Here is a 26,005-nt window from a genome sequence, read left to right on the forward strand (position 1 = left end):
AGCAGTGTGCCAGTCGATGCATAAGCCGACTGAACCACGGCATTCGCGGGCAAGCCCGCTCCCACATTTTTGTGTGTATTTCAGGCTGCGGTTTATTTGTTGGCCGCAAAACTTGCGAAGTTGCTATCTCCTTCTACTACTAAGGTCGTCTGGAACCCTTTGTGCAGCCGCATACAGTGGATACGTTCCAATAATAAAAAAGCTGTGCTGCGAGGATAAAAACAATGAACGACAGCATTTACCTCTCGATTCAAGACAGCCCGCGCTTCAAGGAGCTGGTGAGAAAAAGGGAAAGGTTCGCCTGGATTCTCTCGGCGATCATGCTAGGGCTTTACTCCGCTTTCATCCTGTTGATCGCCTATGGGCCACAAGTACTGGGGGCCAAGCTTAGCCCTGGTTCGTCGATTACCTGGGGCATTCCCCTGGGCGTCGGGCTGATTGTGTCTGCCTTCGTGCTGACCGGCATCTACGTGCGCCGGGCCAATGGCGAGTTTGACGACCTGAACGCTGCGATTCTCAAGGAGGCTGCGCAATGATCCGGCGTCTACTGGCAGTATTCAGCGCTTCGCTCTTTGCTCCGGCGCTCTGGGCGGCGGACGCATTGACCGGTGAAGTGCACAAGCAACCGCTGAACGTCTCGGCCATCGTGATGTTCATTGCATTCGTGGGTGCCACCCTGTGCATCACCTACTGGGCCTCCAAGCGCAACAAGTCGGCGGCCGACTACTACGCGGCCGGCGGCAAGATCACCGGTTTCCAGAACGGCCTGGCCATTGCCGGTGACTACATGTCGGCGGCGTCCTTCCTGGGGATTTCCGCGCTGGTCTACACCTCCGGTTATGACGGCCTGATCTACTCGATCGGCTTCCTGGTGGGCTGGCCGATCATTCTGTTCCTGATCGCCGAGCGCCTGCGCAACCTGGGCAAGTACACCTTTGCCGACGTGGCGTCCTATCGCCTGGGCCAGACCCAGATCCGCAGCCTGTCGGCATGCGGCTCGCTGGTGGTGGTGGCGTTCTACCTGATCGCGCAGATGGTGGGGGCGGGCAAGCTGATCCAGCTGCTGTTCGGCCTGGACTACCATGTGGCGGTGATTCTGGTGGGTATCCTGATGGTGCTGTACGTGCTGTTCGGCGGCATGCTGGCGACCACCTGGGTGCAGATCATCAAGGCAGTGCTGCTGCTGTCCGGCGCGTCGTTCATGGCGTTGATGGTGATGAAGCACGTCAACTTCGACTTCAACCTGCTGTTCTCCGAGGCCATCAAGGTTCACCCCAAAGGTGAAGCGATCATGAGCCCGGGCGGTCTGGTGAAAGATCCGATCTCTGCATTCTCCCTGGGGCTTGCACTGATGTTCGGTACCGCTGGCCTGCCACACATCCTGATGCGCTTCTTCACCGTGAGTGACGCCAAGGAAGCTCGCAAGAGCGTGTTCTACGCCACAGGTTTCATCGGTTACTTCTACATCCTGACCTTCATCATTGGCTTCGGCGCGATTCTGCTGGTCAGCACCAACCCGGCGTTCAAGGATGCCGCAGGCGCCTTGCTGGGTGGTAACAACATGGCGGCGGTGCACCTGGCCAACGCGGTGGGTGGCAGTATCTTCCTGGGCTTCATCTCGGCCGTGGCGTTCGCCACCATCCTGGCGGTGGTTGCCGGCTTGACCCTGGCCGGTGCTTCGGCGGTGTCCCACGACCTGTATGCCAGCGTGATCAAGAAAGGCAAGGCCAACGACAAGGATGAGATTCGCGTATCGAAGATCACCACCATTGCCTTGGGTGTATTGGCGATCGGCCTGGGTATCCTGTTCGAAAGCCAGAACATCGCGTTCATGGTCGGCTTGGCGTTCTCCATTGCCGCCAGCTGTAACTTCCCGGTGTTGCTGCTTTCCATGTACTGGAAAAACCTCACCACCCGTGGCGCAATGATCGGCGGCTGGCTGGGCCTGCTCAGCGCCGTTGGCCTGATGGTGCTCGGCCCGACCATCTGGGTCTCGATCCTGCACCATGAAAAAGCCATCTTCCCGTACGAGTACCCGGCGCTGTTCTCGATGATCATCGCGTTCATCGGCATCTGGTTCTTCTCCATCACCGACAAGTCGGCGGCGGCAGAGAAAGAGCGTGCGCTGTACTTCCCGCAGTTTGTGCGTTCGCAGACTGGCCTGGGGGCGAGTGGGGCGGTTAACCACTAACGCTGTCGCTGTATGAAGAAATGCCCCGGTCGAAAGGCCGGGGCATTTTTTATTGCCTTGGGTTGTGTGTTTGATCGTTCCCACGCTCTGCGTGGGAATGCCTTTTGTGACGCTCTGCGTCATGCTTTGGGACGCAGAGCGTCCCGGTATGCATTCCCACGCGGAGCGTGGGAACGATAAGTTTCTCAATTGCGGCACAAACAAAAACGGCCTCCGCTAAGGGAGGCCGTTTTCAATGCAACCAAGTAGCCAAGTGCTTACTTGCGATCTTCCAGCTTGGTGATGTCACGCGACTCGTAGCCGGTGTACAGCTGGCGCGGGCGGCCGATCTTGTACGGGCTCGAGAGCATTTCTTTCCAGTGGGAGATCCAGCCCACGGTCCGCGCCAGGGCGAAGATCACGGTGAACATGCTGGTTGGAATGCCGATCGCCTTGAGGATGATCCCCGAGTAGAAGTCGACGTTCGGGTACAGCGAACGCTCGATGAAGTACGGGTCGGTCAGGGCGATCTCTTCCAGGCGCATGGCCAGTTCGAGTTGCGGGTCGTTCTTGATGCCCAGTTCCTTCAACACTTCGTCGCAGGTCTGCTTCATGACGGTGGCGCGTGGGTCGCGGTTCTTGTAGACGCGGTGACCGAAGCCCATCAGCTTGAACGGATCGTTCTTGTCCTTGGCCTTGGCGATGAACTTGTCGATGTTCGAGACATCGCCGATTTCATCGAGCATGGTCAATACGGCTTCGTTCGCACCGCCGTGGGCAGGGCCCCACAGTGCGGCGATACCGGCGGCGATACAGGCGAACGGGTTGGCACCCGAAGAGCCCGCCAGGCGCACGGTGGAGGTGGAGGCGTTCTGTTCGTGGTCGGCGTGGAGGATGAAGATCCGGTCCATTGCCTTGGCCAGCACCGGGCTGATCGGTTTGATCTCGCACGGGGTGTTGAACATCATGTGCAGGAAGTTTTCCGCGTACGACAGGTCGTTGCGCGGGTACATCATGGGTTGGCCCATGGAGTACTTGTAAACCATTGCGGCCAGGGTCGGCATCTTGGCAACCAGGCGGACCGCGGAGATTTCGCGGTGCTGCGGGTTATTGATGTCGAGGGAGTCGTGATAGAAGGCCGACAGGGCGCCGACCACGCCGCACATGACGGCCATCGGGTGGGCGTCGCGACGGAAGCCGTTGAAGAAAGTCTTCAACTGCTCGTGAACCATGGTGTGGTTCTTCACGTTGCTGACAAACTTGGCTTTCTGCTCGGCGGTTGGCAATTCGCCATTCAGCAGCAGGTAGCAGGTTTCCAGATAGTCCGATTTCTCGGCCAGTTGCTCGATCGGGTAGCCGCGATGCAGCAAAATGCCATTATCGCCATCGATATAGGTGATCTTCGACTCGCAAGAGGCGGTCGACATGAAGCCTGGGTCGAATGTGAAACGGCCCGTGGCCGTCAGGCCCCGTACGTCGATAACATCGGGACCAACGGTGCCGGTTAAAATGGGCAGCTCGACGGGGGCTGCGCCCTCGATGATCAACTGCGCTTTTTTGTCAGCCATGTGGCCTCCTATTTATGCTTCAAATCATCAGACAGACCCCCCACGCAGGGCCCGCACCACTATATTGATATAAATCCAGATGTCAATTTGCCTAAAGTCTTGCGCCAGAAGGCTTTAACCGTACTTTTTCCTCGAAATTGACTGCCATTTACGCCTTTTATCCCGCCAGCGCAATCCGCTATTAGGGTGAGGAGCGCGCGTTGTCATTAGTAACCTAACTGTCTATACTCGGCCACCGACCGCCAAGGGCTTTTGGGCTTGCTTTCATTGGGGGTCGCACTCCCTGGGTGGTGCTTACCTGACCAGTGCACTCCCCAACAACTTTGCCCTGATTGTTAGGGGCTCTTCAGTGTGAAAAAAAGCCGTGAATAGCCAACGACCTGTAAACCTAGACCTAAGGACCATCAAACTCCCCATCACCGGCGTTACGTCGTTCCTGCACCGTGTTTCCGGCATCATCCTGTTCCTCGGCCTGGGCATCATGCTTTATGCATTGAGCAAATCCCTGGGTTCGGCGGAAGGTTATGCCGAGGTGAAGGCATGCTTGACCAGCCCGCTGGCCAAGTTCGTAGCATGGGGCCTCCTGTCCGCTCTGCTCTATCACCTGGTAGCCGGCGTGCGCCACTTGATTATGGATGCGGGCATCGGTGAGACGCTGGAAGGCGGCCGCCGTGGCTCGAAAATCATCATCGCCATTTCCGTGGTGCTGATCGTTCTGGCAGGAGTTTGGATATGGTAACCAGCGTTACGAACCTTTCGCGTTCGGGCCTCTATGACTGGATGGCACAGCGTGTGTCTGCGGTCGTGCTCGCGGCTTATTTCATTTTCCTGATCGGATACCTCGTCGCAAACCCAGGCATCAGCTATGAGCAATGGCATGGCCTGTTTTCCCATAATGCGATGCGAATCTTCAGTCTGCTGGCCCTTGTAGCCCTGGGCGCTCACGCCTGGGTCGGCATGTGGACCATCGCGACCGACTACCTGACGCCGATGGCGCTGGGCAAGTCCGCGACCGCAGTACGTTTCCTCTTCCAGGCAGTCTGCGGCGTCGCGATGTTCGCTTACTTCGTCTGGGGTGTGCAGATTCTTTGGGGTATCTGATTCATGGCTAACATTCCAACTATTTCCTTCGACGCCATCATCATTGGTGGCGGTGGTGCCGGCATGCGCGCTGCGCTGCAGCTGGCCCAGGGTGGTCACAAGACTGCCGTGATCACCAAGGTGTTCCCGACGCGTTCCCACACCGTGTCGGCCCAGGGTGGCATCACCTGTGCGATCGCGTCCGCCGACCCGAACGATGACTGGCGCTGGCACATGTACGATACCGTCAAGGGTTCCGACTACATCGGCGACCAGGACGCTATCGAATACATGTGTCAGGAAGGCCCGGCCGCGGTGTTCGAGCTGGACCACATGGGTCTGCCGTTCTCCCGTACCGAACAGGGTCGTATCTATCAGCGTCCGTTCGGCGGTCAGTCCAAGGATTACGGTAAGGGTGGCCAGGCTGCCCGTACCTGCGCGGCATCCGACCGTACCGGTCACGCCCTGCTGCACACCCTTTATCAAGGCAACCTGAAAGCCGGTACCACGTTCCTGAACGAGTACTACGCGGTTGACCTAGTGAAGAACGGCGACGGTGCATTCGTTGGCGTGATCGCCATCTGCATCGAAACCGGCGAAACCACCTACATCCGTTCGAAAGCCACCGTGCTGGCGACCGGCGGTGCTGGCCGTATCTACGCGTCGACCACCAACGCCCTGATCAACACCGGTGACGGCGTTGGCATGGCCTTGCGTGCTGGCGTTCCGGTGCAGGACATCGAAATGTGGCAGTTCCACCCGACCGGCATCGCCGGCGCCGGTGTACTGGTGACCGAGGGTTGCCGTGGTGAAGGTGGTTACCTGATCAACAAGCACGGCGAGCGTTTCATGGAACGTTATGCGCCGAACGCCAAAGACCTGGCCGGTCGTGACGTGGTTGCTCGCTCGATGGTCAAGGAAATCATCGCCGGCAACGGTTGCGGTCCGAATGGCGACCACGTGATGCTCAAGCTTGATCACCTGGGTGAAGAAGTACTGCACAGCCGCCTGCCTGGCATTTGCGAGCTGTCCAAGACTTTTGCCCACGTTGACCCTGTGGTTGCTCCGGTTCCGGTTGTTCCAACTTGCCACTATATGATGGGCGGCGTTGCCACCAACATCCACGGTCAAGCGATCACCCAGGACGGCGAAGGCAAAGACGCCATCATCCCGGGCCTGTTCGCCGTAGGCGAAGTGGCGTGCGTATCGGTTCACGGTGCCAACCGTCTGGGCGGCAACTCGCTGCTCGACCTCGTGGTATTCGGCCGTGCTGCCGGCCTGCACCTGGAAAAGGCGCTGACTGACGGCATCGAATACGATGACGCCACCGAAGCCAACATCAATGCGGCCATGGCACGCCTGAATGCGCTGAACGAGCGCACCGATGGCGAGGACGTAGCCACCCTGCGTCGCGAGCTGCAAAGCTGCATGCAGAACTACTTCGGTGTATTCCGTACAGGCGAATACATGCAGAAGGGTATCGCCCAACTGGCGGATCTGCGTACGCGTATCGCCAACGTCAAGATCAACGACAAGAGCCAGGCGTTCAACACCGCGCGTATCGAAGCGCTGGAGCTGCAAAACCTGCTGGAAGTGGCTGAAGCGACTGCGATCGCTGCCGAGGTTCGTAAAGAATCCCGCGGCGCTCACGCTCGTGAAGACTTTGAAGACCGCGACGACGAAAACTGGCTGTGCCACACCCTGTACTTCCCGGGTGACAAGCGCGTTGCCAAGCGTGCCGTGAACTTCTCGCCGAAGACGGTTCCGACGTTTGAACCGAAGATTCGGACTTACTAAGGGTGGCTGCCATGTTGAAAGTCAGTGTTTATCGTTACAACCCTGATCAGGACGCCGCGCCGTTCATGCAGGAATTCCAGGTCGATACCGGTGGTAAAGACCTGATGGTGCTGGACGTGCTGGCCCTGATCAAAGAGCAGGACGAAGGTTTCTCCTATCGTCGCTCCTGCCGTGAAGGTGTTTGTGGCTCCGACGGCATGAACATCAACGGCAAGAATGGCCTGGCGTGCATCACGCCGCTGTCCGCCGTGGTGAAAGGGAACAAGCTCGTGGTTCGTCCGCTGCCAGGTTTGCCGGTTATCCGTGACCTGGTCGTTGATATGAGCATCTTCTACAAGCAATACGAGAAAGTTAAGCCGTTCCTGCAGAACGACACGCCGGCTCCGGCCATCGAGCGTCTGCAGTCCCCGGAAGAGCGCGACAAGCTCGACGGTCTGTACGAGTGCATCCTGTGCGCTTGCTGCTCGACCTCCTGCCCGTCCTTCTGGTGGAACCCGGACAAGTTCCTGGGTCCAGCTGCCCTGCTGCAAGCGTACCGCTTCCTGGCAGACAGCCGTGACACCAAGACGTCCGAGCGTCTGGCTTCGCTGGATGATCCGTTCAGCGTATTCCGCTGCCGCGGCATCATGAACTGCGTCAACGTATGTCCCAAAGGCCTGAACCCGACTAAGGCCATTGGTCACATCCGTAACATGCTGCTGCAGAGCGGCGTGTAACCGACGTTGTAGTAAAGCAGGACCGTTGTGCCCGTAAATGCTGCGGCGCAGGCTTCAACCGGCGCCGTAGTTTTAACTTGAGCAGCGATTTACAAAGCGCGGCTCTTATTTTGAAGAAATGAGACAAGCAGGGGCATTCGGGTTGGTACCCGAACTATCAGCGTGATCCTAAGTGGCTTGTTTTGGTCGCTGCACTCGGCCTTTTGCAAGCAGACTCGGTGTTATCGCCGGTGGTGTCCCCAAATCGAGGGTGACCAAGCATGCAAGAAAGCGTGATGCAGCGCATGTGGGAAAGCGGCTATCTTTCAGGTGGTAACGCAGCCTATGTGGAAGAGCTTTATGAGCTCTACCTGCACGACCCTAACGCTGTGCCAGAAGAATGGCGCACCAAATTTCAGACGTTGTCTTCAGACGGCAACGCTGCCACCGATGTATCGCATGCAACAATTCGCGATCAGTTCGTGCTGCTGGCAAAGAACCAGCGCCGCGCCCAACCGGTTTCCGCCGGCAGCGTGAGCAGTGAGCACGAGAAGAAGCAAGTTGAAGTACTGCGACTGATCCAGGCCTTCCGGATGCGTGGCCACCAGGCGGCCCAGCTTGACCCGCTGGGGCTCTGGCAGCGTCCTGCACCGGCTGACCTGTCGATCAATCATTACGGCTTGACCAATGCCGATCTTGATACGACCTTCCGTGCCGGCGACCTGTTCATCGGCAAAGAGGAAGCGAGCCTACGCGAAATTCACGAAGCGTTGCAGCAGACATATTGCCGCACCATCGGCGCTGAATTCACGCACATCACCGATTCCGAGCAGCGCCAATGGTTCCAGCACCGTCTGGAAGGCGTGCGCGGCCGTCCGGTGCTGTCCGCCGATGTACGCAGCCACCTGCTTGAGCGCGTGACCGCAGCGGAAGGCCTGGAAAAATACCTGGGTACCAAATACCCGGGCACCAAGCGTTTCGGTCTGGAAGGCGGCGAAAGCCTGATTCCGATGCTCGACGAGCTGATCCAGCGTTCCGGCTCCTACGGCACCAAGGAAATCGTGATCGGCATGGCTCACCGTGGTCGCTTGAACGTGTTGGTCAACACGTTCGGCAAGAACCCGCGCGAGCTGTTCGACGAGTTCGAAGGCAAGAAAAAGGTCGAGCTGGGTTCCGGTGACGTTAAATACCACCAGGGCTTCTCGTCCAACGTCATGACCACTGGCGGTGAAGTTCACCTGGCCATGGCCTTCAACCCGTCCCACCTGGAAATCGTTTCTCCGGTGGTCGAGGGTTCGGTACGTGCTCGTCAGGACCGTCGCAACGACGCCACCGGTGAGAAGGTTCTGCCGATTTCCATCCACGGTGACGCGGCATTCGCCGGTCAAGGCGTGGTGCTGGAAACCTTCCAGATGTCGCAGACCCGCGGCTTCAAGACCGGCGGTACCGTTCACATCGTCATCAACAACCAGGTGGGCTTCACCATCAGCAACCCGTTGGACGCGCGTTCCACCGAGTACGCCACTGACGTTGCCAAGATGATCCAGGCGCCGATTCTCCATGTGAATGGCGATGACCCGGAAGCCGTGCTGTTCGTGACCCAACTGGCCGTCGACTACCGCATGCAGTTCAAGCGTGACGTGGTGATCGACCTGGTCTGCTACCGTCGTCGCGGTCACAACGAAGCGGACGAGCCAAGCGGCACCCAGCCGTTGATGTACCAGCAGATCACCAAACAGCGCACCACCCGTGAGCTGTACGCCGAAAGCCTGACCAAGGCCGGCGTGGTGGACGATGCGCGTGTTCAGGCGAAGGTCGATGAATACCGCAACGCGCTGGACAACGGTCTGCATGTGGTGAAAAGCCTGGTCAAGGAACCGAACAAAGAGTTGTTCGTTGACTGGCGTCCGTACCTGGGCCACACCTGGACCGCGCGTCACGACACACGTTTCGATCTGAAAACCCTGCAGGAACTGTCTGCCAAGCTGCTGGAAATTCCGGAAGGCTTCGTGGTGCAGCGCCAGGTTTCGAAGATCTACGAAGACCGTCAGAAGATGCAAGCCGGCGGCCTGCCGATCAACTGGGGTTACGCCGAAACCATGGCGTACGCGACCCTGGCGTTCGAAGGCCACCCGATCCGCATGACCGGCCAGGACATCGGCCGTGGTACGTTCTCGCACCGTCACGCGGTTCTGCACAACCAGAAAGATGCCAGCACCTACGTTCCGCTGAAGCACCTGTACGAAGGCCAGCCACGTTTCGACCTGTACGACTCGTTCCTGTCCGAAGAGGCCGTACTGGCGTTCGAATACGGCTACTCCACCACCACGCCGAACGCGTTGGTGATCTGGGAAGCCCAGTTCGGCGACTTCGCCAACGGTGCCCAGGTGGTGATCGACCAGTTCATCACCAGCGGCGAGCACAAGTGGGGCCGCCTGTGCGGTCTGACCATGCTGCTGCCGCACGGTTATGAAGGTCAGGGCCCTGAGCACTCCTCGGCCCGTCTGGAGCGTTACCTGCAGCTGTGCGCCGAGCACAACATTCAGGTGTGCGTGCCGACGACCCCGGCCCAGATCTACCACTTGCTGCGTCGTCAGGTGATTCGCCCGCTGCGCAAGCCGCTGGTAGTGCTGACACCGAAGTCGTTGCTGCGTCATAAATTGGCCATCTCGACCCTGGAAGATCTGGCGGATGGTTCGTTCCAGACCGTTATTCCGGAAATCGATGCGCTGGACGCGGCCAAAGTGACGCGCCTGATCCTGTGCAGCGGCAAGGTCTACTACGACCTGCTGGAAAAACGCCGTGCCGAAGGCCGCGAAGACATCGCCATCGTGCGTATCGAGCAGCTGTATCCGTTCCCGGAAGACGACCTGATGGAGGCCATCGCGCCTTACACCAACCTCACCAATGTGGTGTGGTGCCAGGAAGAACCGATGAACCAGGGCGCGTGGTACAGCAGCCAGCATCACCTGCGTCGCAGCATCGGCAACCATAACAAGGCGCTGAACCTGGAATATGCCGGCCGTGAGGCTTCTGCCGCACCGGCTTGCGGTTATGCGTCGATGCACGCCGAGCAGCAGGAAAAACTGCTGCAAGATGCTTTCACTGTTTAACGCCTTCGCGCTGACTGAAACCGAATTTTAAGGACCACAGATAATGGCTATCGAAATCAAAGCCCCGTCATTCCCGGAATCGGTTGCCGATGGCACCGTTGCCACCTGGCACAAGAAACCAGGCGACGCTGTAAAGCGTGACGACCTGATCGTCGACATCGAGACCGACAAAGTCGTTCTGGAAGTGTTGGCTGAAGCGGATGGCGTGCTGGGTGCAATCGTTGCCAATGAAGGTGACACCGTTCTGTCGAACCAGGTACTGGGCTCGATCGAAGAGGGCGGTTCCGCTGCTGCCGCTCCTGCCGCCGCCGCTGCACCGGCGGCCGCGCCTGCCGCTGCTGCTGCCGACGCTGGCGAAGACGACCCTGTCGCTGCACCGGCTGCCCGCAAGCTGGCTGAAGAGAATGGCATCAACATCGCCTCCGTTGCCGGCACCGGCAAAGGCGGTCGTGTGACCAAGGAAGACGTCGTGGCCGCTGTCGCTGCCAAGAAAGCCGCTCCGGCTGCTGCGCCTGCCAAGGCTGCTGCTCCGGCTGCCGCTGCGCCTGTGTTCGCCGCTGGCGACCGCACCGAGAAGCGTGTGCCGATGACCCGCGTACGGGCCACCGTGGCCAAGCGTCTGGTTGAAGCCCAGTCGAACATGGCGATGCTGACCACGTTCAACGAAGTCGACATGACCGAAGTCATGGCCCTGCGTTCGAAGTACAAGGATCTGTTCGAGAAGTCCCATAACGGCGTGCGCCTGGGCTTCATGTCGTTCTTCGTGAAAGCGGCTACCGAAGCGCTGAAGCGCTTCCCGGCAGTCAACGCTTCGATCGACGGCAACGACATCGTTTACCATGGCTACGCAGATATCGGCGTTGCCGTGTCCAGCGACCGTGGCCTGGTGGTACCGGTTCTGCGTAACGCCGAGCACATGAGCCTGGCTGAAATCGAAGGTGGCATCGCCAATTTCGGCAAGAAAGCCCGCGACGGCAAGCTGACCATCGACGAGATGACCGGCGGTACCTTCACCATCACCAACGGTGGTACCTTCGGTTCGATGATGTCGACCCCGATCGTCAACCCGCCGCAAGCTGCGATCCTGGGCATGCACAACATCATCCAGCGTCCGATGGCCATCAACGGCCAGGTCGTGATCCGCCCGATGATGTACCTGGCGCTGTCTTACGATCACCGCCTGATCGATGGTAAAGAAGCCGTGACTTTCCTGGTGACCATCAAGAACCTGCTGGAAGACCCGGCTCGTCTGCTGCTGGATATCTGATTGAAGCAGCTGCAAGTTGCGAGCTACAAGCTGTAAGAAAAAGCAGCTTGGCTTGCAGCTTGCGGCTAAAAGCTTGTCGCAAATAGAGGATCTATTTTCATGACACAGAAATTTGACGTCGTAGTGATTGGTGCAGGTCCTGGCGGTTATGTTGCCGCCATCAAGGCCGCACAACTGGGCCTCTCGACTGCTTGCATCGAAAAATACACCGACAAGGAAGGCAAACTGGCGCTGGGCGGTACTTGCCTGAACGTCGGTTGCATTCCTTCCAAGGCGCTGCTGGACAGCTCCTGGAAATTCCACGAAGCCCAGGACGGTTTCGCGATCCACGGCATCAGCCACGCTGGCGTGTCCATGGACGTGCCGGCAATGGTTGGCCGTAAAGCCAACATCGTCAAAGGCCTGACTTCCGGCGTTGCGACCTTGTTCAAGGCCAACGGTGTCACTTCCCTGCAGGGCCACGGCAAGTTGCTGGCCGGCAAGAAAGTTGAAATCACCAAGCCGGACGGCTCGGTAGAAGTCATCGAAGCCGAAAACGTGATCCTGGCACCAGGCTCGCGCCCGATCGACATTCCACCGGCTCCAGTCGACAACAACGTGATCGTTGATTCGACCGGCGCCCTGGAATTCCAGGCTGTGCCAAAGCGCCTGGGCGTGATCGGCGCTGGCGTGATCGGCCTGGAGCTGGGTTCGGTCTGGTCCCGTCTGGGTGCCGAAGTGACCGTGCTGGAAGCCCTGGACACGTTCCTGCTGGCTGCCGACACCGCTGTTTCGAAAGAAGCGCTGAAAACCCTGACCAAACAAGGTCTGGACATCAAGCTGGGCGCTCGCGTGACCGGCTCGAAAGTCAACGGCGAAGAAGTCGTTGTGAACTACACCGACAAGGATGGCGAAAAAACCATCACTTTCGACAAGCTGATCGTAGCCGTTGGTCGCCGTCCAGTGACTACCGACCTGCTGGCAGCTGACAGCGGCGTGACCCTGGACGAGCGCGGCTATGTGCACGTCGACGATCACTGCGCGACCACCGTGCCTGGCGTATACGCCATCGGCGACGTGGTTCGCGGCATGATGCTGGCGCACAAGGCTTCTGAAGAAGGCATCATGGTTGTCGAGCGCATCAAGGGCCACAAGACCCAGATGAACTACGACCTGATCCCGTCGGTTATCTACACCCACCCGGAAATTGCATGGGTCGGCAAGAACGAACAGCAGTTGAAAGCTGAAGGCGTTGAAGTTAACGTCGGCACCTTCCCGTTCGCTGCATCTGGCCGTGCCATGGCAGCCAACGACACCGGTGGTTTTGTCAAAGTCATCGCTGATGCCAAGACTGACCGCGTATTGGGCGTCCACGTGATCGGCCCAAGCGCTGCAGAGCTGGTTCAGCAAGGCGCGATCGGTATGGAATTCGGCACCAGTGCCGAGGACCTGGGCATGATGGTCTTCTCCCATCCGACCCTGTCCGAAGCGTTGCACGAAGCCGCGTTGGCTGTGAATGGCGGCGCCATCCACATCGCCAACCGCAAGAAGCGCTAAGCGAGATAATAAGAAACCACGGCGGCTGCCCGTCGTGAGCCTTGCGCGCAAGACTCACCGCGGAATGTCCGCCGGACGCAGTCTTGCGCAGCTTCAGGGGTGCTGAGCCCCGCAAGTTGTGCAAGCAGCAGTCACAGGTGGCGCGGCACTCATAATGAGCGCAGCGCCGAATGCGCAGTACCTAACGAAGACGGTAAAAAGCATGAATCTTCACGAGTATCAGGGTAAGCAGCTGTTCGCTGAATACGGCCTGCCAGTATCCAAGGGTTTCGCGGTAGACACCCCGGAAGCAGCAGCAGAAGCTTGCGACAAAATCGGTGGCAGCGAGTGGGTTGTCAAAGCCCAGGTCCACGCCGGTGGTCGCGGTAAAGCGGGCGGCGTTAAGCTGGTTCGCAGCAAAGAAGACGCCAAGGCCTTCGCACAGCAGTGGCTGGGCAAGCGTCTGGTGACTTACCAGACTGATGCCAATGGCCAGCCAGTCACCAAGATCCTGGTTGAATCGTGCACTGATATCGCTAAAGAGCTGTACCTGGGCGCTGTCGTTGACCGTTCGAGCCGTCGCATCGTGTTCATGGCTTCCACCGAAGGTGGCGTGGACATCGAGAAAATCGCTCACGAAACCCCAGAAAAAATTCTGAAGGCCACTATCGATCCACTGGTTGGCGCTCAGCCATTCCAGGGTCGCGAGCTGGCGTTCCAGCTGGGTCTGGAAGGCAAGCAAGTTGCCCAGTTCGCCAAGATCTTCGTAGGTCTGGCCAAACTGTTCCAGGATCACGATCTGGCCCTGCTGGAAGTGAACCCGCTGGTGATCAAGGCTGACGGCGATCTGCACTGCCTGGACGCCAAGATCAACATCGACGCCAACGCCATGTACCGTCAGCCGAAGCTGAAGACTTTCCACGATCCGTCGCAAGACGATCCGCGCGAAGCGCACGCTGCCAAGTTCGAACTGAACTACGTAGCCCTGGAAGGTAACATCGGCTGCATGGTCAACGGTGCTGGCCTGGCCATGGGTACCATGGACATCGTCAACCTGCATGGCGGCAAACCAGCCAACTTCCTCGACGTGGGCGGTGGTGCTACCAAAGAACGCGTAACCGAAGCCTTCAAGATCATCCTGTCCGACGCCAACGTCGCTGCAGTACTGGTCAACATCTTCGGCGGCATCGTTCGTTGCGACATGATTGCCGAAGGCATCATCGGTGCAGTGAAAGAAGTCGGCGTTAAAATCCCGGTTGTTGTTCGCCTTGAAGGCAACAACGCTGAACTGGGCGCTAAAGTACTGGCAGAAAGCGGTTTGAACATCATCGCGGCTACCAGCCTGACCGACGCTGCTCAACAAGTTGTCAAAGCTGCGGAGGGCAAATAATGAGCGTCCTGATCAATAAAGACACCAAAGTTATCTGCCAGGGTATTACCGGTTCGCAAGGTAGCTTCCACACCCAGCAAGCCATCGAGTACGGCACCAAAATGGTCGGTGGTGTAACGCCGGGCAAAGGCGGTACCGAGCACCTGGGCCTGCCAGTGTTCAACACCGTGAAAGACGCTGTAGCTGCCACTGGCGCCACCGCCAGCGTGATCTACGTTCCAGCTCCTTTCTGCAAGGACTCCATCCTGGAAGCGGCATTCGGCGGCATCAAGCTGATCGTCTGCATCACCGAAGGCATTCCTACCCTGGACATGCTGGACGCCAAAGTTAAGTGCGACGAGCTGGGCGTTACCCTGATCGGCCCTAACTGCCCAGGCGTGATCACTCCAGGCGAATGCAAGATCGGCATCATGCCAGGTCACATTCACTTGCCAGGCAAAGTCGGAATCGTTTCCCGTTCCGGCACCCTGACCTACGAAGCTGTGAAGCAGACTACTGACGCCGGTTTCGGTCAGTCGACTTGCGTCGGCATCGGCGGTGACCCGATCCCGGGCTCGAACTTCATCGACATCCTGAAACTGTTCCAGGAAGACCCGAAGACCGAAGCGATCGTGATGATCGGTGAGATCGGCGGTTCGGCTGAAGAAGAAGCGGCTGCCTACATCAAGGCAAACGTGACCAAGCCGGTTGTTTCCTACATCGCTGGTGTGACTGCCCCTGCTGGCAAGCGCATGGGCCATGCTGGCGCAATCATCTCTGGCGGCAAAGGCACTGCAGACGAGAAATTCGCTGCGCTGCAAGACGCAGGCGTTAAAACCGTGCGTTCGCTGGCAGACATCGGCAAGGCCCTGGCCGAGCTGACCGGTTGGGCTGTCAAGTAAGCCTCGCGCTTAGCTGACGCTTCACCAGGCAAAGGCCACCTTCGGGTGGCCTTTGTGCTTTCCGCGTTTGCCCATTTGTTGGGCGTCTACTCGGTTAACTGTGGGAGCAGGCAAGCCAGCTCCCACATAGGGTCGGGTTGTCAAAAGGTATGAAAACGCGACATGAAAGTGTCGCTTATCGGACAGTTCGCCCCACGACAGTGCGTTTGTCAGCCGGTTTCTGTACTCTAGCCGCCTCTTTATGCGTTCGCATCCCAAAAGGAAGCCGCGCGCTAGACCGGTCGGCCGCCATAAGGGCCGGCAGTATTTCCCTCATCCATAGGGAATCCCCCTCTAAATTCCGATTCAGTAGTGTGGTATTTCCTCAAATGAAAGTGTTGAAAAGCCAGGATGTCCTGGCGTTGGGCTTTATGACTTTTGCCCTGTTCGTGGGCGCCGGCAATATCATTTTTCCACCCATCGTCGGTTTGCAGTCCGGGCCTCATGTCTGGATGGCGGCGCTGGGCTTCTTGATCACCGCGGTGGGTTTGCCGGTGGTCACGGTGATCGCCCTGGCCAAGGTCGGCGGCGGCATGGACGCGTTGAGCAGCCCGATCGGCAAGATCGCCGGTGGCCTGCTCGCGGCGGCGGCGTATCTGGCGGTAGGGCCGCTGTTCGCCACCCCGCGTACTGCGACCGTCTCCTTTGAAGTGGGCCTGGCGCCGCTGACCGGCGAAAGCCCGCTGGCACTGTTCCTCTACAGTTCGGTGTACTTCCTGGTGGTGTTTTTTGTGTCCCTGTACCCAGGTCGACTGCTGGACACCGTGGGTCGCTTCCTCGCCCCGCTGAAGATCATCGCGCTGGCCATCCTCGGGATTGCCGCGTTTGCCCTGCCGGCCGGTGAGGTGGGTGTCGCCACCCCGGAATACGTCGCTGCGCCGTTTTCCCAAGGCTTTATCAACGGTTACCTGACCATGGATACCCTGGGCGCCCTGGTGTTCGGCATCGTCATCGTCAACGCGATTCGCTCACGGGGCGTCGAGTCGCCGAAGCTGATCACGCGCTACGCCATCATTGCCGGACTGATCGCCGGCGTGGGCCTGGCCCTGGTGTACATCAGCCTGTTCCGCCTGGGTTCCGGCAGCCACGCGGTGGCAGCCGGTGCCAGCAACGGCGCGGCAGTGCTGCATGCCTACGTGCAACATACCTTCGGCTCCCTGGGCAGCGGTTTCCTCGCTGTGCTGATCTCCCTGGCGTGCCTGGTCACTGCCGTGGGCCTGACTTGCGCCTGCGCCGAGTATTTCAGTCGTATCCTGCCACTGTCCTACAAGGCGCTGGTGGTGATCCTGGCGCTGTTCTCGCTGTTCGTGTCCAACCTGGGCCTGACTAAGCTGATTGCGTTCTCGATCCCGGTGCTTACCGCAATCTACCCGCCGTGCATCGTGCTGGTGGCCCTGAGCTTCTGCAAAGACTTCTGGCACGAGCAGGGCCGTATCGTCGGCCCGGTGATGCTGGTTTCGTTCCTCTTTGGCTGCGTCGACGCGCTCAAGGGCGCAGGCCTGGCTGACTGGTTGCCGGCGCAGTTGGCGCACCTGCCGCTGAGCGAGCAGGGCCTGGCCTGGCTGGTGCCTTCGGTGATGACCCTGGCGGTTGCGGTGGTGGTTGATCGTCTGCTGGGCAAGCGCAGCGAAGCTATCGCGTAAGGCAGTTTCATCGTTGTATTCAAATGCCCCGTATCCTTCGATACGGGGCATTTTTTATGGGCTGAATCGTTAAATTCCATCTAGTGTTTTTCATGGTTCGGGCGGCTTAGTCCATTTCGCGGCAATAAGAATAGGATAAAAAACAGCAGACAAAGAAAGGCCCGCTCTATAAGCGGGCCTTTCTTTTGTGCAACAACGCTGTTTCAAGCGCCGGTATCAGGAACCGGTGGCTGGGGTAGCAGGTGCTGCTTCTTTTGCGGCGGCTTCGTTCGATTCAGCCTGAGCTTTGGCAGCATCGGCGTTTTCTTTCGCGGCGTCGTTCACTTTATCCTGAGCCTTCGCCATATCTTTCTGAGCTTGCTCGGAGTGCGCGGCGGCGTCCTGGGCTTTGTCTTCGGATTTCTTGTCGCAGGCAGCGAGACCGAGGGCAGCGGCGAGCATCATGGAAATAGCTAAAGTCTTGCGCATGGGGTGTTTCTCCTTATTGAAGATATCTACTGGCCTTTCGAGCATGGCCGTTCGGCATTAGTTCCTTTTATTCTCTAGATATATAAATTACTGACTAACAGGAACTTTTACCCGGCCCACTCATTCTGCGGATCAACACTAATAAGAGTCTGGAACGAATGACCGAAAATCCCCTGTTAGAGCGTGCGACGCGCTTTGTATCGGCCTTGCGCCATTGCCAGGTATTGGGCATTACCGCTCATCAGGCGAGCGAGGAGGGCATCACATTGATCATGCCTTATGCCTCGCATCTGATCGGCGATCCCCGGTCTGGTGTGATTCACGGCGGCGCGTTGACTTCGCTGATGGACACCGCTTGCGGCATGGCCACCCTGTGCGTGCTGCCGGAGTTCGAGGTGTGTCCGACCCTCGATCTGCGCGTCGACTACATGCACCCCGCTGAGCCGTACAAGCCCGTTTACGGTTTTGCGCAATGCTACCGGGTGACCACTGACGTGATTTTCACCCGTGGTTTCGCCTACCAGGATGATCCCCAACAACCGGTTGCCCATGTAGTGGGCACGTTCATGCGCATGGGCAAGCGCCTCAAGGGGGCGCAGGGGCTCGGTCAGGCGATCAAGGGAGAGCAGCGGCCATGACCCATCGATTCAAGACCCGTCTGGAACAGGCCCATGTACGGGGCGACTACGCGGCGCTGCTCGACCTGATTCCCTACGCCAAATTGATCGGCATCGAATGCACACGCCTGGGGGATGAGTTGCTCTTCCGCATGCCGGCCAACAAGGACAATATTGGTAACCCCATATTGCCGGCCCTGCACGGCGGCGTGATCGCCGGCTTCATGGAGGTGTCTGCGGCCCTGCATCTGCTGGCATTCACCGGTGCACCGGGGGTGCCAAAGATTATCGATTTTTCCCTGGATTACCTGCGTGCCGGGCAGTTTCGTGACACCTATGCCAAATGCCAGGTGTGGCGCCAGGGCCGACGGGTGGCCAATGTGGCGATCACCGCCTGGCAGAGCACGGCGGCCGAGCCGATCGCCACCGCTCGCGCGCATTTCAAGATCGAGGAACCGAGCTGCCCTTGAAATCCCGGTCTTAGCCCCCAACTTTGATGACAACCCGCCGCCCACCCTCAAGGGCGGCCACTGCCATCCAATTGGAGTTTGATGACCATGAGTGTGGAAACTCAAAAGGAAACCCTGGGCTTCCAGACCGAGGTGAAGCAACTGCTGCACCTCATGATCCATTCGCTGTATTCCAACAAGGAAATCTTCCTTCGCGAATTGATCTCGAACGCCTCTGACGCCGTCGACAAATTACGTTTCGAAGCCCTGTCCAAGCCTGAGTGGCTGGAAGGCGGCGCCGAACTGAAAATCCGTGTGAGCTTCGACAAAGACGCCAAGACCGTCACCCTCGAAGACAACGGCATCGGCATGAGCCGCGAAGACGCGATTACCCACCTGGGTACCATCGCCAAATCCGGCACTGCCGACTTCATGAAGAACCTCTCCGGCGATCAGAAGAAAGACTCCCATCTGATCGGCCAGTTCGGCGTGGGCTTTTACTCGGCCTTCATCGTTGCCGACAAGGTTGAAGTGTTCAGCCGCCGTGCCGGCCTGGCTGCCAGCGAAGGCGTGCACTGGGCATCCAAAGGCGAGGGCGAGTTTGAAATCGCCACGATCGACAAGGCTGACCGTGGCACCCGCATCGTGCTGCACCTGAAGTCTGGCGAAGATGAATTCGCCGATGGCTGGCGTCTGCGCAACATCGTCAAGAAGTACTCCGACCACATTGCCTTGCCAATCGAGCTGCCGAAAGAACAAGCGGCTGCCGAAGGTGAAGAGGCGCCAGCCCAGGAATGGGAAGTGGTCAACCGCGCCAGCGCGCTGTGGACCCGTCCGCGTACCGAGATCAAGGACGAGGAGTACCAGGAGTTCTACAAACACATCGGTCACGATTACGAAAACCCGCTGAGCTGGAGCCACAACAAAGTCGAAGGCAAGCTGGAATACAGCTCGCTGCTTTACGTACCGGCCCGCGCACCGTTCGACCTGTACCAGCGTGAAGCGCCGAAAGGCCTGAAACTCTACGTACAGCGCGTGTTCGTGATGGACCAGGCGGAATCCTTCCTGCCGCTGTACCTGCGTTTCATCAAGGGCGTTGTCGACTCCAATGACCTGTCGCTGAACGTGTCGCGGGAAATTCTGCAGAAAGATCCGATCATCGACTCCATGAAGTCGGCGCTGACCAAGCGTGTACTCGACATGCTGGAAAAACTGGCGAAGAACGAGCCCGAGCAATACAAGGGCTTCTGGAAAAACTTCGGTCAGGTCATGAAAGAGGGGCCTGCCGAAGATTTCGCCAACAAGGAAAAAATTGCCGGCCTGCTGCGCTTTGCTTCGACTCAAGGCGAAGATGGCGAGCAGGTTGTCGCCCTGGCCGAATACCTGGCGCGTGCCAAGGAAGGTCAGGACAAGATCTACTACCTGACCGGGGAAACCTACGCCCAGGTCAAGAACAGCCCGCACCTGGAAGTCTTCCGCAAGAAAGGCATCGAAGTGCTGCTGCTGACCGACCGTATCGATGAGTGGCTGATGAGCTACCTCAACGAGTTCGACGGCAAGTCCTTCGTCGATGTGGCCCGTGGTGACTTGGACCTCGGTAACCTGGACTCCGCCGAAGAGAAGAAGGAAGCCGAAGAAGTCGCCAAGGCCAAAGAAGGCCTGGTCGAGCGCATCAAGACCGCCCTGGGCGATGCTGTCAGCGAAGTGCGGGTGTCCCACCGCCTGACCGACTCGCCGGCGATCCTGGCCATTGGCGAGCAGGACCTGGGCCTGCAGATGCGTCAGATCCTCGAGGCCAGCGGCCAGAAGGTCCCGGACTCCAAGCCGATCTTCGAATTCAACCCGGCGCACCCGCTGATCGAGAAGCTCGACGGCGAGCAGAGCGAAGAGCGTTTTGGCGACCTGTCGCACATCCTCTTCGACCAGGCGGCCCTGGCTGCTGGCGACAGCTTGAAAGACCCGGCGGCCTATGTGCGCCGCCTGAACAAGCTGTTGGTGGAACTGTCGGTCTGACACCGTTGTAAGAAAAACCCGCTTCGGCGGGTTTTTTCATTTGTAGGCGCGGCCCCGCTCGCGAAGAATGCAAGGGATAACACCGGCGTTCTGGTTAAACGCACCGTTTCAACCGACCTCTCACTGGAGTAAATGATGAGCCAAGTCACTGTACGTTCCGTGGTCTATCAGATCGATGGCCAGTCTTATGAAAGCCGCCTGGCGTTCGATGCCAGCCACCAGGGCCCGTTGCCAGGCCTGTTGATGGCGCCGAACTGGATGGGCGTGAGTGCGGGGGCCGAAGAGATTGCCAAAAGCGTGGCCAGCAAGGGTTACGTGGTGCTGATCGCCGACCTGTACGGCCAAAGCGTACGCCCGTCGAATGGTGATGAGGCTGGCGCTGCGATGATGCCGCTGAAGAATGACAACCCGGTGCTGATCAAGCGTCTGCAAGCAGCCCTCGAACAACTGCAAAGCCAGACCGAAGCCGCGGTGGACACCTCGAAGCTGGCGACCTTCGGCTTCTGCTTTGGCGGTTTCTGCTCGCTGGAACTGGCGCGTACCGGCGCACCCTTGAAGGCTGCGGTGTCGTTCCACGGCACCATCGACACCCGGAACCCGGCAGGCGCGAAGCACATCAAGGGCTCCGTGCTGGTGCTGCACGGCGCTTCGGACCCGTTGGTACCGCGGGAGCAACTGCCGGCGTTCGAAGAAGAAATGAACGCGGCCGGTGTGGACTGGCAACTGCTGAGCTACGGCGGTGCGGTACATTCCTTCACCGACCCGCACGCCAACGTGCCAGGCAAGATGATGTATGACGCGAAGACCGCCAAGCGGGCATTCAAGTCGATGCATGATCTGCTGGATGAAGTGTTCAAGGGCTGATTTTTCAGCGTCTGGTTCCGGCCTCTTCGCGAGCAAGCCCGTTCCCACAGTTTGATCGGCGAACACCGATCAATGTGGGAGCTGGCTTGCCTGCGATAGCTATCGCACCGGCAACTCGATTCTTTCAGATTCCCCCGGCACCGTCGGCCAGTCCCCGGCCGCCCAGCGCTGCCTGGCCTGTTCGATCACTGCCGGATCGCTCGCCACGAAATTCCAGTTTATCCGTCGCGGACCGTCCAGCGGCGCACCGCCGAACACCACCAAATGACAGTCGGTCTCGGCGAACAGCGCCATCTCCTCGCCCACCGGCAGCACCACCAGGCTGTGCGCTTGCAACGCTTCGCCATCCAGTTGAGCCTCACCTTCCAGCACATACACTGCGCGTTCCTCATGCTCATCAGGAATCAGCAGCGTCGTGGCTGTTTGCATACGTACTTCGGCATACAGCGTGGGCGACAGCACCGGCACCGGGGACTTCAGGCAAAAGCCGTCGCCGGCGATCAGACGGATCTGCACCCCCAGGTTGTCACTCACCGGCAAGCTTTGCGCCGGATGATGGCTGTAGTGTCCCGGGCCTGTTTCGTGATCTTGCGGTGAGGCCAGCCACACTTGCAGCCCGTGCAGGCTGAAGCCGCTGGCCCTGAGCGCTTCGGGCGTGCGTTCTACGTGGGCGATTGCGCTGCCGGCGGTCATCCAGCTGACATCGCCGGCCTGCACCACCTGATCCGAGCCCAGGCTGTCTTTGTGCTGCAAGGCGCCTTCGAACAGGTAGGTGAGGGTCGACAGCCCGATATGCGGGTGCTGGCGAATATTCATGCCGCTGCCCGGCGCATAGCGGGTGAGCAACATATGGTCGAAAAACACGAAGGGCCCGACGCTGCGGCAGTCCCGCGAGGGCAGGGGACGCAAAATGGGCTGGCCCTCGACCTCTTCGGGACGTGGGCGAATCACAATGAGTGGCGGCATGGAACATCCCTGTCTGAGCGGGTTGGCTGGCAGTGAGCATAACCCGCTCGATCGGATGTTGCCGCTATTGGCTGAAGGCGCCTTCGGACAGTTTCGTCTCGATGCTGATTTCGGCGGTGGTCATCAGCTTGTGCACAGGACATTTGTCGGCCACGCGGTGCAGTTCCTCGCGCTGTTTATCGGTGAGCACGCCCTTGAGGGTCAGTTTGACGCTCAGCTTGTACTTGCCCTTTTGTTCTTCGGCAGCGTCGTGGGTGACTTCGACCGTGACGCCGGTGAGCGGAATGTCTTTTTTCTGAGCGTACAGCCTGACGGTCAGGGCCTTGCACGAGGCCAGCGCCGCGTCGAAATAGTCATGGGGCGAGGGCGCCGAGTCGTCGCCGCCCAGGCTTTTGGGCAGGTCGGTGAACAGTTCGTGCTGATTGATGTTCACGCTGTGACGAAAATTGTCGGCGTTCAGGGTATTGACGGTAACAGGCATGGCACACCTCACAGGGGCAGGATGAAGGTCATGCAGTTATAGAGCATGCTGGCACTCTGGTGTTCCACGTTTTTTGCCGGATGAACCTGGCCACGGGCCACAAGGTCTACCGGTATCAGCCCCTGCCGAGATTGCACCGTGCCCTGGACCCATCTGAGCCTTGCCCTGTTGTTCGCCGCCGTCAGCCTTGGCGCGCAGGCCCGCGACTATGCCTACAGCGATGCGCACCTGCATTACGTCGATTTCTTCCAGGAAACCGCCGGCATGGATAAGTTGCTCAAGGCCATGGCTGACAATCGCATCGAGCATGTGATGATTTCCGGCATCCCGGTGGCCAAGAAGTGGCACGAAGATGAACCCAAGCGTCCGCGGTACTACGCCGGTGATGATGCCGATGCCTATTGGTACAGCGCGACCGACGTGATTGTCGCCGCCGCCGTGAACGCGCTCGCGCCCGAGCAGCGCCGACGCTTTCATCCGTTTTTGTCCGGCTTCAACCCGAACGACAAGAATTCGGCTGCGCACATCCAGCGCATGCTCGACCTCAACCCGGGACTGTGGCAGGGCATCGGCGAAGTCTTTACCCGCCACGACGACCTCACGGCCATCACTGCCGGCGACACCCCGCGTGCCAACAACGAAGCCATGACGCGTATCTACCATTTGGCGGCAGAGAATGACCTGCCGGTGATGCTGCATTCCAATATCACCTCCAAGCGCGAGCGCAACCCGTTGTACCTGGCTGAAGTCGAGGAGCCGCTGCGCAATCATCCCCATACCCGGTTTATCTGGGCTCACGCGGGGACGAGCAAGGAGATCCACCGCCATCAGGTGCAGATGGACTTCCTGCTGCCCACCCTGAGTCGTTTGCTGGAGGCCTATCCCAATCTGTACATCGACCTGTCCTGGAGCATGCTCACGCCCTATTTGCTGGATGACGCCGGCCAGCCACGGCCTGAATGGCTGGCGCTGGTGGCGCGCTTTCCCGAACGCTTCATGCTGGGGTCGGATGTGGTAGGGCGTTTCGCCAAGCTGGGCCGGGAAATGCGGCGCTTCGACCCGTTCCTGGACGCGCTGCCGGAGGACGTAGCCCACAAGGTCGCGCGGGATAACTTCCTGGCGATACTGCCCCGCGATGGTGGCGTGCGTTGATATCGCGTTTTCGTCTTACGCAAAGTCGCTGACGCGCCGATACCTTTCAAGAGACCTGCTGCAGGTGGATGCAGCGCATTTGGAAGGAATCCAGGCATGAGTATCCGCAGTTTGAATATCGCGCCCCGCGCGGGCTTGGGCTTTGGTGTGCTAGCGTTGCTGGTGTTTGCCCTGGGCGGCTTCGCCTTGCTGCAAATGGCCAATATGCGCCAGCAGTCGGACCAGGTGGAGAACAACTGGCTACCCAGCGTGATGGCGGTAGGGGAGATGAGCCAGGACCTGTTGCGCATTCGTGCGTTGACCCTGCGCTTGTTGCTCAATCGCGATCCCCAGGCGTTGACCCAGAACGAACAGAAGCTCACCGACCTCAAGAATGGCCTGCACCAGGCTCAGGGCCTTTATGAGGCGTTGATTGTGCTGCCCGAAGAGCGCGCGCTGTTCGACCGCTTCAAGGCTCAGGAGCAGCACTACCTGCAACGCCAGGAGCAGGTCATGGCGTTTTCCAGGGCCAATCAACTCGACGAGGCGGTCCGGGTGGTCAACGGTGAAATGAATCAGCTCGCCGATGAAATGGCCGGCACCCTGCATGATCTGGTTGCCTTGAACAAAGCCAATGCCAACCACGCGGCGAACCTGGCACAGAATGTGTTCAATCAATCGCGCACCTGGGTAATCGGTGTCGTGCTGTTGACGGCGCTGGTTACCATCGGCCTGGCGGTGTGGTTGACCCGCAGTATCGTGCTGCCACTGGCGCAGTCGCTGAAGGTTGCCCAAGGGGTGGCGAGCGGCGACCTGACCGGTGAGATCAGCGTGAGCGGCAATGATGAGCCCGCACGCCTGCAACAAGCGCTCAAGGGCATGCAGGAGAACCTGCGCGATACCCTCCGGCGTATTGCCGAATCGTCGAACCAACTGGCATCGGCCTCCGAAGAGCTGAGTTGCGTCACCGAGGACGCCACGCGCGGCCTGCACCAGCAAAACCAGGAAATCGAACAGGCCGCGACGGCGGTCAACCAGATGACGGCGGCGGTGGAGGAAGTGGCAAGCAATGCGGTGGCTACTTCCCAGGCGTCCCGTGAGTCGGACCGTATTGCCCAGCGCGGGCGCGAGCAGGTGCATCAGACAGTCGTGTCGATCGAGGCGCTGGCGTTGGATGTGACCACCAATGCGACCCAGGTCGAGGACCTGGCTCAGAAGGTCTATGGCATCAGCAAGGTGCTGGATGTGATTCGTTCGATTGCCGAACAGACCAACTTGCTGGCCCTGAACGCCGCGATCGAGGCCGCACGCGCGGGGGAGGCCGGGCGTGGCTTTGCGGTGGTGGCGGACGAGGTACGCGCCCTGGCTCACCGTACGCAGCAATCCACCCAGGAAATCGAGCAGATGATCGGCGGGATTCAACAGGGCACGGATCAGGCGGTCAGCGCGATGCAGCAGAGTAATACGCGGGCGCGTTCGACCCTGGATATCGCCAAGTCGGCGGGTACGGCGCTGGAAGAGATTGCATCGGCCTTCACTCTGATCAACGAGCGCAACCTGGTGATCGCCAGTGCGTCGGAGCAGCAGGCGGCAGTGGCGCGGGAGGTGGACCGCAACCTGATGAACATTCGTGATCTGGCGCACCAGACGTCCACGGGGGCGAACCAGACCAGTGCGGCGAGTCAGGAGTTGTCGCGACTGGCGGTGGATCTGAATAGCCTGGTGGCGCGGTTTTCGGTGTAGGTCGCAAGGTCTTGATGGGCAAGCCAGCTCCCACATTGACTGCATTCCTTCAGGATGTACTCGGTCACTGTGGGAGCTGGCTTGACTGCGATGAAGGCGACTCGGTATTAAATTC

At 59.3% G+C, this 26,005-nt stretch carries 22 protein-coding genes and 1 pseudogene; 19 read left to right on the top strand and 4 right to left on the bottom strand.

From position 1 onward, the window contains the following. Positions 1 to 224 precede the first annotated feature (224 nt). Positions 225 to 536: a DUF485 domain-containing protein gene (locus ACW9IN_RS15775; protein WP_457366764.1), complete on the top strand. Its 312-nt coding sequence runs from the start codon at positions 225 to 227 to the stop codon at positions 534 to 536. Continuing rightward, positions 533 to 2,191 (top strand): cation acetate symporter, encoded by a 1,659-nt coding sequence (locus ACW9IN_RS15780; protein WP_457366765.1) that lies wholly within the window; start codon positions 533 to 535, stop codon positions 2,189 to 2,191. Before ACW9IN_RS15775 ends, ACW9IN_RS15780 begins: the two co-directional genes overlap by 4 nt. A 257-nt stretch (positions 2,192 to 2,448) precedes the next feature. On the opposite strand, the gene gltA is transcribed toward ACW9IN_RS15780, so the two are convergent. Further along, positions 2,449 to 3,738 (bottom strand): citrate synthase, encoded by a 1,290-nt coding sequence (gltA, locus tag ACW9IN_RS15785; protein ID WP_457366766.1) that lies wholly within the window; start codon positions 3,736 to 3,738, stop codon positions 2,449 to 2,451. A 364-nt stretch (positions 3,739 to 4,102) separates the two neighbouring features. Between gltA and sdhC the strand changes: the two genes are divergently transcribed. The 10 genes from sdhC to brnQ all read left to right on the top strand — a co-directional run bounded on the left by sdhC (position 4,103) and on the right by brnQ (position 17,158). Beyond that, positions 4,103 to 4,477, top strand: coding sequence for a succinate dehydrogenase, cytochrome b556 subunit (gene sdhC, locus ACW9IN_RS15790; protein ID WP_457366767.1), 375 nt, complete (start codon positions 4,103 to 4,105; stop codon positions 4,475 to 4,477). Beyond that, positions 4,471 to 4,839 carry a succinate dehydrogenase, hydrophobic membrane anchor protein gene (gene sdhD / locus ACW9IN_RS15795; protein WP_016974690.1) on the top strand — a complete coding sequence of 123 codons (369 nt, stop codon included), beginning with the start codon at positions 4,471 to 4,473 and terminating at the stop codon, positions 4,837 to 4,839. The genes sdhC and sdhD overlap by 7 nt, the downstream gene beginning before the upstream one ends. A gap of 3 nt (positions 4,840 to 4,842) precedes the next feature. Continuing rightward, complete coding sequence (sdhA, locus tag ACW9IN_RS15800; RefSeq protein ID WP_457366768.1) at positions 4,843 to 6,615, top strand: succinate dehydrogenase flavoprotein subunit; 1,773 nt, start codon at positions 4,843 to 4,845, stop codon at positions 6,613 to 6,615. A gap of 11 nt (positions 6,616 to 6,626) precedes the next feature. Next, positions 6,627 to 7,331 (top strand): succinate dehydrogenase iron-sulfur subunit, encoded by a 705-nt coding sequence (locus ACW9IN_RS15805; RefSeq protein WP_457366769.1) that lies wholly within the window; start codon positions 6,627 to 6,629, stop codon positions 7,329 to 7,331. Between the two features lie 260 nt (positions 7,332 to 7,591). Continuing rightward, positions 7,592 to 10,423 carry a 2-oxoglutarate dehydrogenase E1 component gene (locus ACW9IN_RS15810; protein ID WP_457366770.1) on the top strand — a complete coding sequence of 944 codons (2,832 nt, stop codon included), beginning with the start codon at positions 7,592 to 7,594 and terminating at the stop codon, positions 10,421 to 10,423. Between the two features lie 43 nt (positions 10,424 to 10,466). Continuing rightward, on the top strand, positions 10,467 to 11,690 hold the full coding sequence (odhB, locus tag ACW9IN_RS15815) for a 2-oxoglutarate dehydrogenase complex dihydrolipoyllysine-residue succinyltransferase (protein ID WP_457366771.1): 1,224 nt from the start codon (positions 10,467 to 10,469) through the stop codon (positions 11,688 to 11,690). 99 nt (positions 11,691 to 11,789) lie between these two features. Then, positions 11,790 to 13,226: a dihydrolipoyl dehydrogenase gene (gene lpdA / locus ACW9IN_RS15820; RefSeq protein ID WP_457366772.1), complete on the top strand. Its 1,437-nt coding sequence runs from the start codon at positions 11,790 to 11,792 to the stop codon at positions 13,224 to 13,226. A gap of 202 nt (positions 13,227 to 13,428) precedes the next feature. Next, positions 13,429 to 14,595, top strand: coding sequence for an ADP-forming succinate--CoA ligase subunit beta (gene sucC, locus ACW9IN_RS15825; protein ID WP_457366822.1), 1,167 nt, complete (start codon positions 13,429 to 13,431; stop codon positions 14,593 to 14,595). After that, positions 14,595 to 15,476 carry a succinate--CoA ligase subunit alpha gene (gene sucD / locus ACW9IN_RS15830; RefSeq protein ID WP_457366773.1) on the top strand — a complete coding sequence of 294 codons (882 nt, stop codon included), beginning with the start codon at positions 14,595 to 14,597 and terminating at the stop codon, positions 15,474 to 15,476. Before sucC ends, sucD begins: the two co-directional genes overlap by 1 nt. Before the next feature lie 368 nt (positions 15,477 to 15,844). Next, entirely contained in the window at positions 15,845 to 17,158 is a 1,314-nt protein-coding gene (gene brnQ / locus ACW9IN_RS15835) for a branched-chain amino acid transport system II carrier protein (protein ID WP_457366774.1), read from the top strand. 216 nt (positions 17,159 to 17,374) lie between these two features. Here the strand turns inward: brnQ and ACW9IN_RS15840 are convergent, their stop codons facing one another. Beyond that, complete coding sequence (locus ACW9IN_RS15840; RefSeq protein ID WP_010211724.1) at positions 17,375 to 17,626, bottom strand: hypothetical protein; 252 nt, start codon at positions 17,624 to 17,626, stop codon at positions 17,375 to 17,377. A gap of 158 nt (positions 17,627 to 17,784) precedes the next feature. Between ACW9IN_RS15840 and ACW9IN_RS15845 the strand changes: the two genes are divergently transcribed. The 4 genes from ACW9IN_RS15845 (at position 17,785) to ACW9IN_RS15860 (ending at position 21,569) form a co-directional block, all read left to right on the top strand. Further along, positions 17,785 to 18,264, top strand: a complete 480-nt coding sequence (locus tag ACW9IN_RS15845) for a PaaI family thioesterase (protein ID WP_457366775.1) — start codon at positions 17,785 to 17,787, stop codon at positions 18,262 to 18,264. Next, positions 18,261 to 18,713, top strand: coding sequence for a PaaI family thioesterase (locus ACW9IN_RS15850; RefSeq protein WP_457366776.1), 453 nt, complete (start codon positions 18,261 to 18,263; stop codon positions 18,711 to 18,713). The genes ACW9IN_RS15845 and ACW9IN_RS15850 overlap by 4 nt, the downstream gene beginning before the upstream one ends. 87 nt (positions 18,714 to 18,800) lie before the next feature. Continuing rightward, positions 18,801 to 20,705, top strand: a complete 1,905-nt coding sequence (gene htpG / locus ACW9IN_RS15855) for a molecular chaperone HtpG (RefSeq protein ID WP_457366777.1) — start codon at positions 18,801 to 18,803, stop codon at positions 20,703 to 20,705. Positions 20,706 to 20,840: 135 nt separating this feature from the next. Then, on the top strand, positions 20,841 to 21,569 hold the full coding sequence (locus ACW9IN_RS15860; RefSeq protein ID WP_457366778.1) for a dienelactone hydrolase family protein: 729 nt from the start codon (positions 20,841 to 20,843) through the stop codon (positions 21,567 to 21,569). A 99-nt stretch (positions 21,570 to 21,668) separates the two neighbouring features. On the opposite strand, the gene ACW9IN_RS15865 is transcribed toward ACW9IN_RS15860, so the two are convergent. Together ACW9IN_RS15865 and ACW9IN_RS15870 are read right to left on the bottom strand one after the other, a co-directional pair. Continuing rightward, complete coding sequence (locus tag ACW9IN_RS15865) at positions 21,669 to 22,535, bottom strand: pirin family protein (protein WP_457366779.1); 867 nt, start codon at positions 22,533 to 22,535, stop codon at positions 21,669 to 21,671. Positions 22,536 to 22,599: 64 nt separating this feature from the next. Beyond that, on the bottom strand, positions 22,600 to 23,016 hold the full coding sequence (locus tag ACW9IN_RS15870; RefSeq protein ID WP_457366780.1) for an OsmC family protein: 417 nt from the start codon (positions 23,014 to 23,016) through the stop codon (positions 22,600 to 22,602). A 138-nt stretch (positions 23,017 to 23,154) separates the two neighbouring features. On the opposite strand from ACW9IN_RS15870, the gene ACW9IN_RS15875 reads away from it, so the two are divergent. The 3 genes and pseudogenes from ACW9IN_RS15875 (at position 23,155) to ACW9IN_RS15885 (ending at position 25,890) form a co-directional block, all read left to right on the top strand. Next, positions 23,155 to 24,168, top strand: a complete 1,014-nt coding sequence (locus tag ACW9IN_RS15875) for an amidohydrolase family protein (RefSeq protein WP_457366781.1) — start codon at positions 23,155 to 23,157, stop codon at positions 24,166 to 24,168. A 96-nt stretch (positions 24,169 to 24,264) separates the two neighbouring features. After that, positions 24,265 to 25,035: pseudogene (locus ACW9IN_RS15880) on the top strand (MCP four helix bundle domain-containing protein); the annotation flags it as partial. Beyond that, positions 25,027 to 25,890, top strand: coding sequence for a methyl-accepting chemotaxis protein (locus tag ACW9IN_RS15885; protein WP_457366823.1), 864 nt, complete (start codon positions 25,027 to 25,029; stop codon positions 25,888 to 25,890). The pseudogene ACW9IN_RS15880 and the gene ACW9IN_RS15885, both read left to right, overlap by 9 nt. Positions 25,891 to 26,005: the final 115 nt, after the last annotated feature.

The organism is Pseudomonas sp. SDO5271_S396 (genome assembly GCF_054071795.1).

Coding starts and splice junctions, on each gene's coding strand:
- ACW9IN_RS15775 (WP_457366764.1), top strand. CDS start 225: ATGAACGACAGCATTTACCTCTCGATTCAAGACAGCCCGCGCTTCAAG.
- ACW9IN_RS15780 (WP_457366765.1), top strand. CDS start 533: ATGATCCGGCGTCTACTGGCAGTATTCAGCGCTTCGCTCTTTGCTCCG.
- gltA (WP_457366766.1), bottom strand. CDS start 3,738: ATGGCTGACAAAAAAGCGCAGTTGATCATCGAGGGCGCAGCCCCCGTC.
- sdhD (WP_016974690.1), top strand. CDS start 4,471: ATGGTAACCAGCGTTACGAACCTTTCGCGTTCGGGCCTCTATGACTGG.
- sdhA (WP_457366768.1), top strand. CDS start 4,843: ATGGCTAACATTCCAACTATTTCCTTCGACGCCATCATCATTGGTGGC.
- ACW9IN_RS15805 (WP_457366769.1), top strand. CDS start 6,627: ATGTTGAAAGTCAGTGTTTATCGTTACAACCCTGATCAGGACGCCGCG.
- ACW9IN_RS15810 (WP_457366770.1), top strand. CDS start 7,592: ATGCAAGAAAGCGTGATGCAGCGCATGTGGGAAAGCGGCTATCTTTCA.
- odhB (WP_457366771.1), top strand. CDS start 10,467: ATGGCTATCGAAATCAAAGCCCCGTCATTCCCGGAATCGGTTGCCGAT.
- lpdA (WP_457366772.1), top strand. CDS start 11,790: ATGACACAGAAATTTGACGTCGTAGTGATTGGTGCAGGTCCTGGCGGT.
- sucC (WP_457366822.1), top strand. CDS start 13,429: ATGAATCTTCACGAGTATCAGGGTAAGCAGCTGTTCGCTGAATACGGC.
- sucD (WP_457366773.1), top strand. CDS start 14,595: ATGAGCGTCCTGATCAATAAAGACACCAAAGTTATCTGCCAGGGTATT.
- brnQ (WP_457366774.1), top strand. CDS start 15,845: ATGAAAGTGTTGAAAAGCCAGGATGTCCTGGCGTTGGGCTTTATGACT.
- ACW9IN_RS15840 (WP_010211724.1), bottom strand. CDS start 17,626: ATGCGCAAGACTTTAGCTATTTCCATGATGCTCGCCGCTGCCCTCGGT.
- ACW9IN_RS15845 (WP_457366775.1), top strand. CDS start 17,785: ATGACCGAAAATCCCCTGTTAGAGCGTGCGACGCGCTTTGTATCGGCC.
- ACW9IN_RS15850 (WP_457366776.1), top strand. CDS start 18,261: ATGACCCATCGATTCAAGACCCGTCTGGAACAGGCCCATGTACGGGGC.
- htpG (WP_457366777.1), top strand. CDS start 18,801: ATGAGTGTGGAAACTCAAAAGGAAACCCTGGGCTTCCAGACCGAGGTG.
- ACW9IN_RS15860 (WP_457366778.1), top strand. CDS start 20,841: ATGAGCCAAGTCACTGTACGTTCCGTGGTCTATCAGATCGATGGCCAG.
- ACW9IN_RS15865 (WP_457366779.1), bottom strand. CDS start 22,535: ATGCCGCCACTCATTGTGATTCGCCCACGTCCCGAAGAGGTCGAGGGC.
- ACW9IN_RS15870 (WP_457366780.1), bottom strand. CDS start 23,016: ATGCCTGTTACCGTCAATACCCTGAACGCCGACAATTTTCGTCACAGC.
- ACW9IN_RS15885 (WP_457366823.1), top strand. CDS start 25,027: ATGCAGGAGAACCTGCGCGATACCCTCCGGCGTATTGCCGAATCGTCG.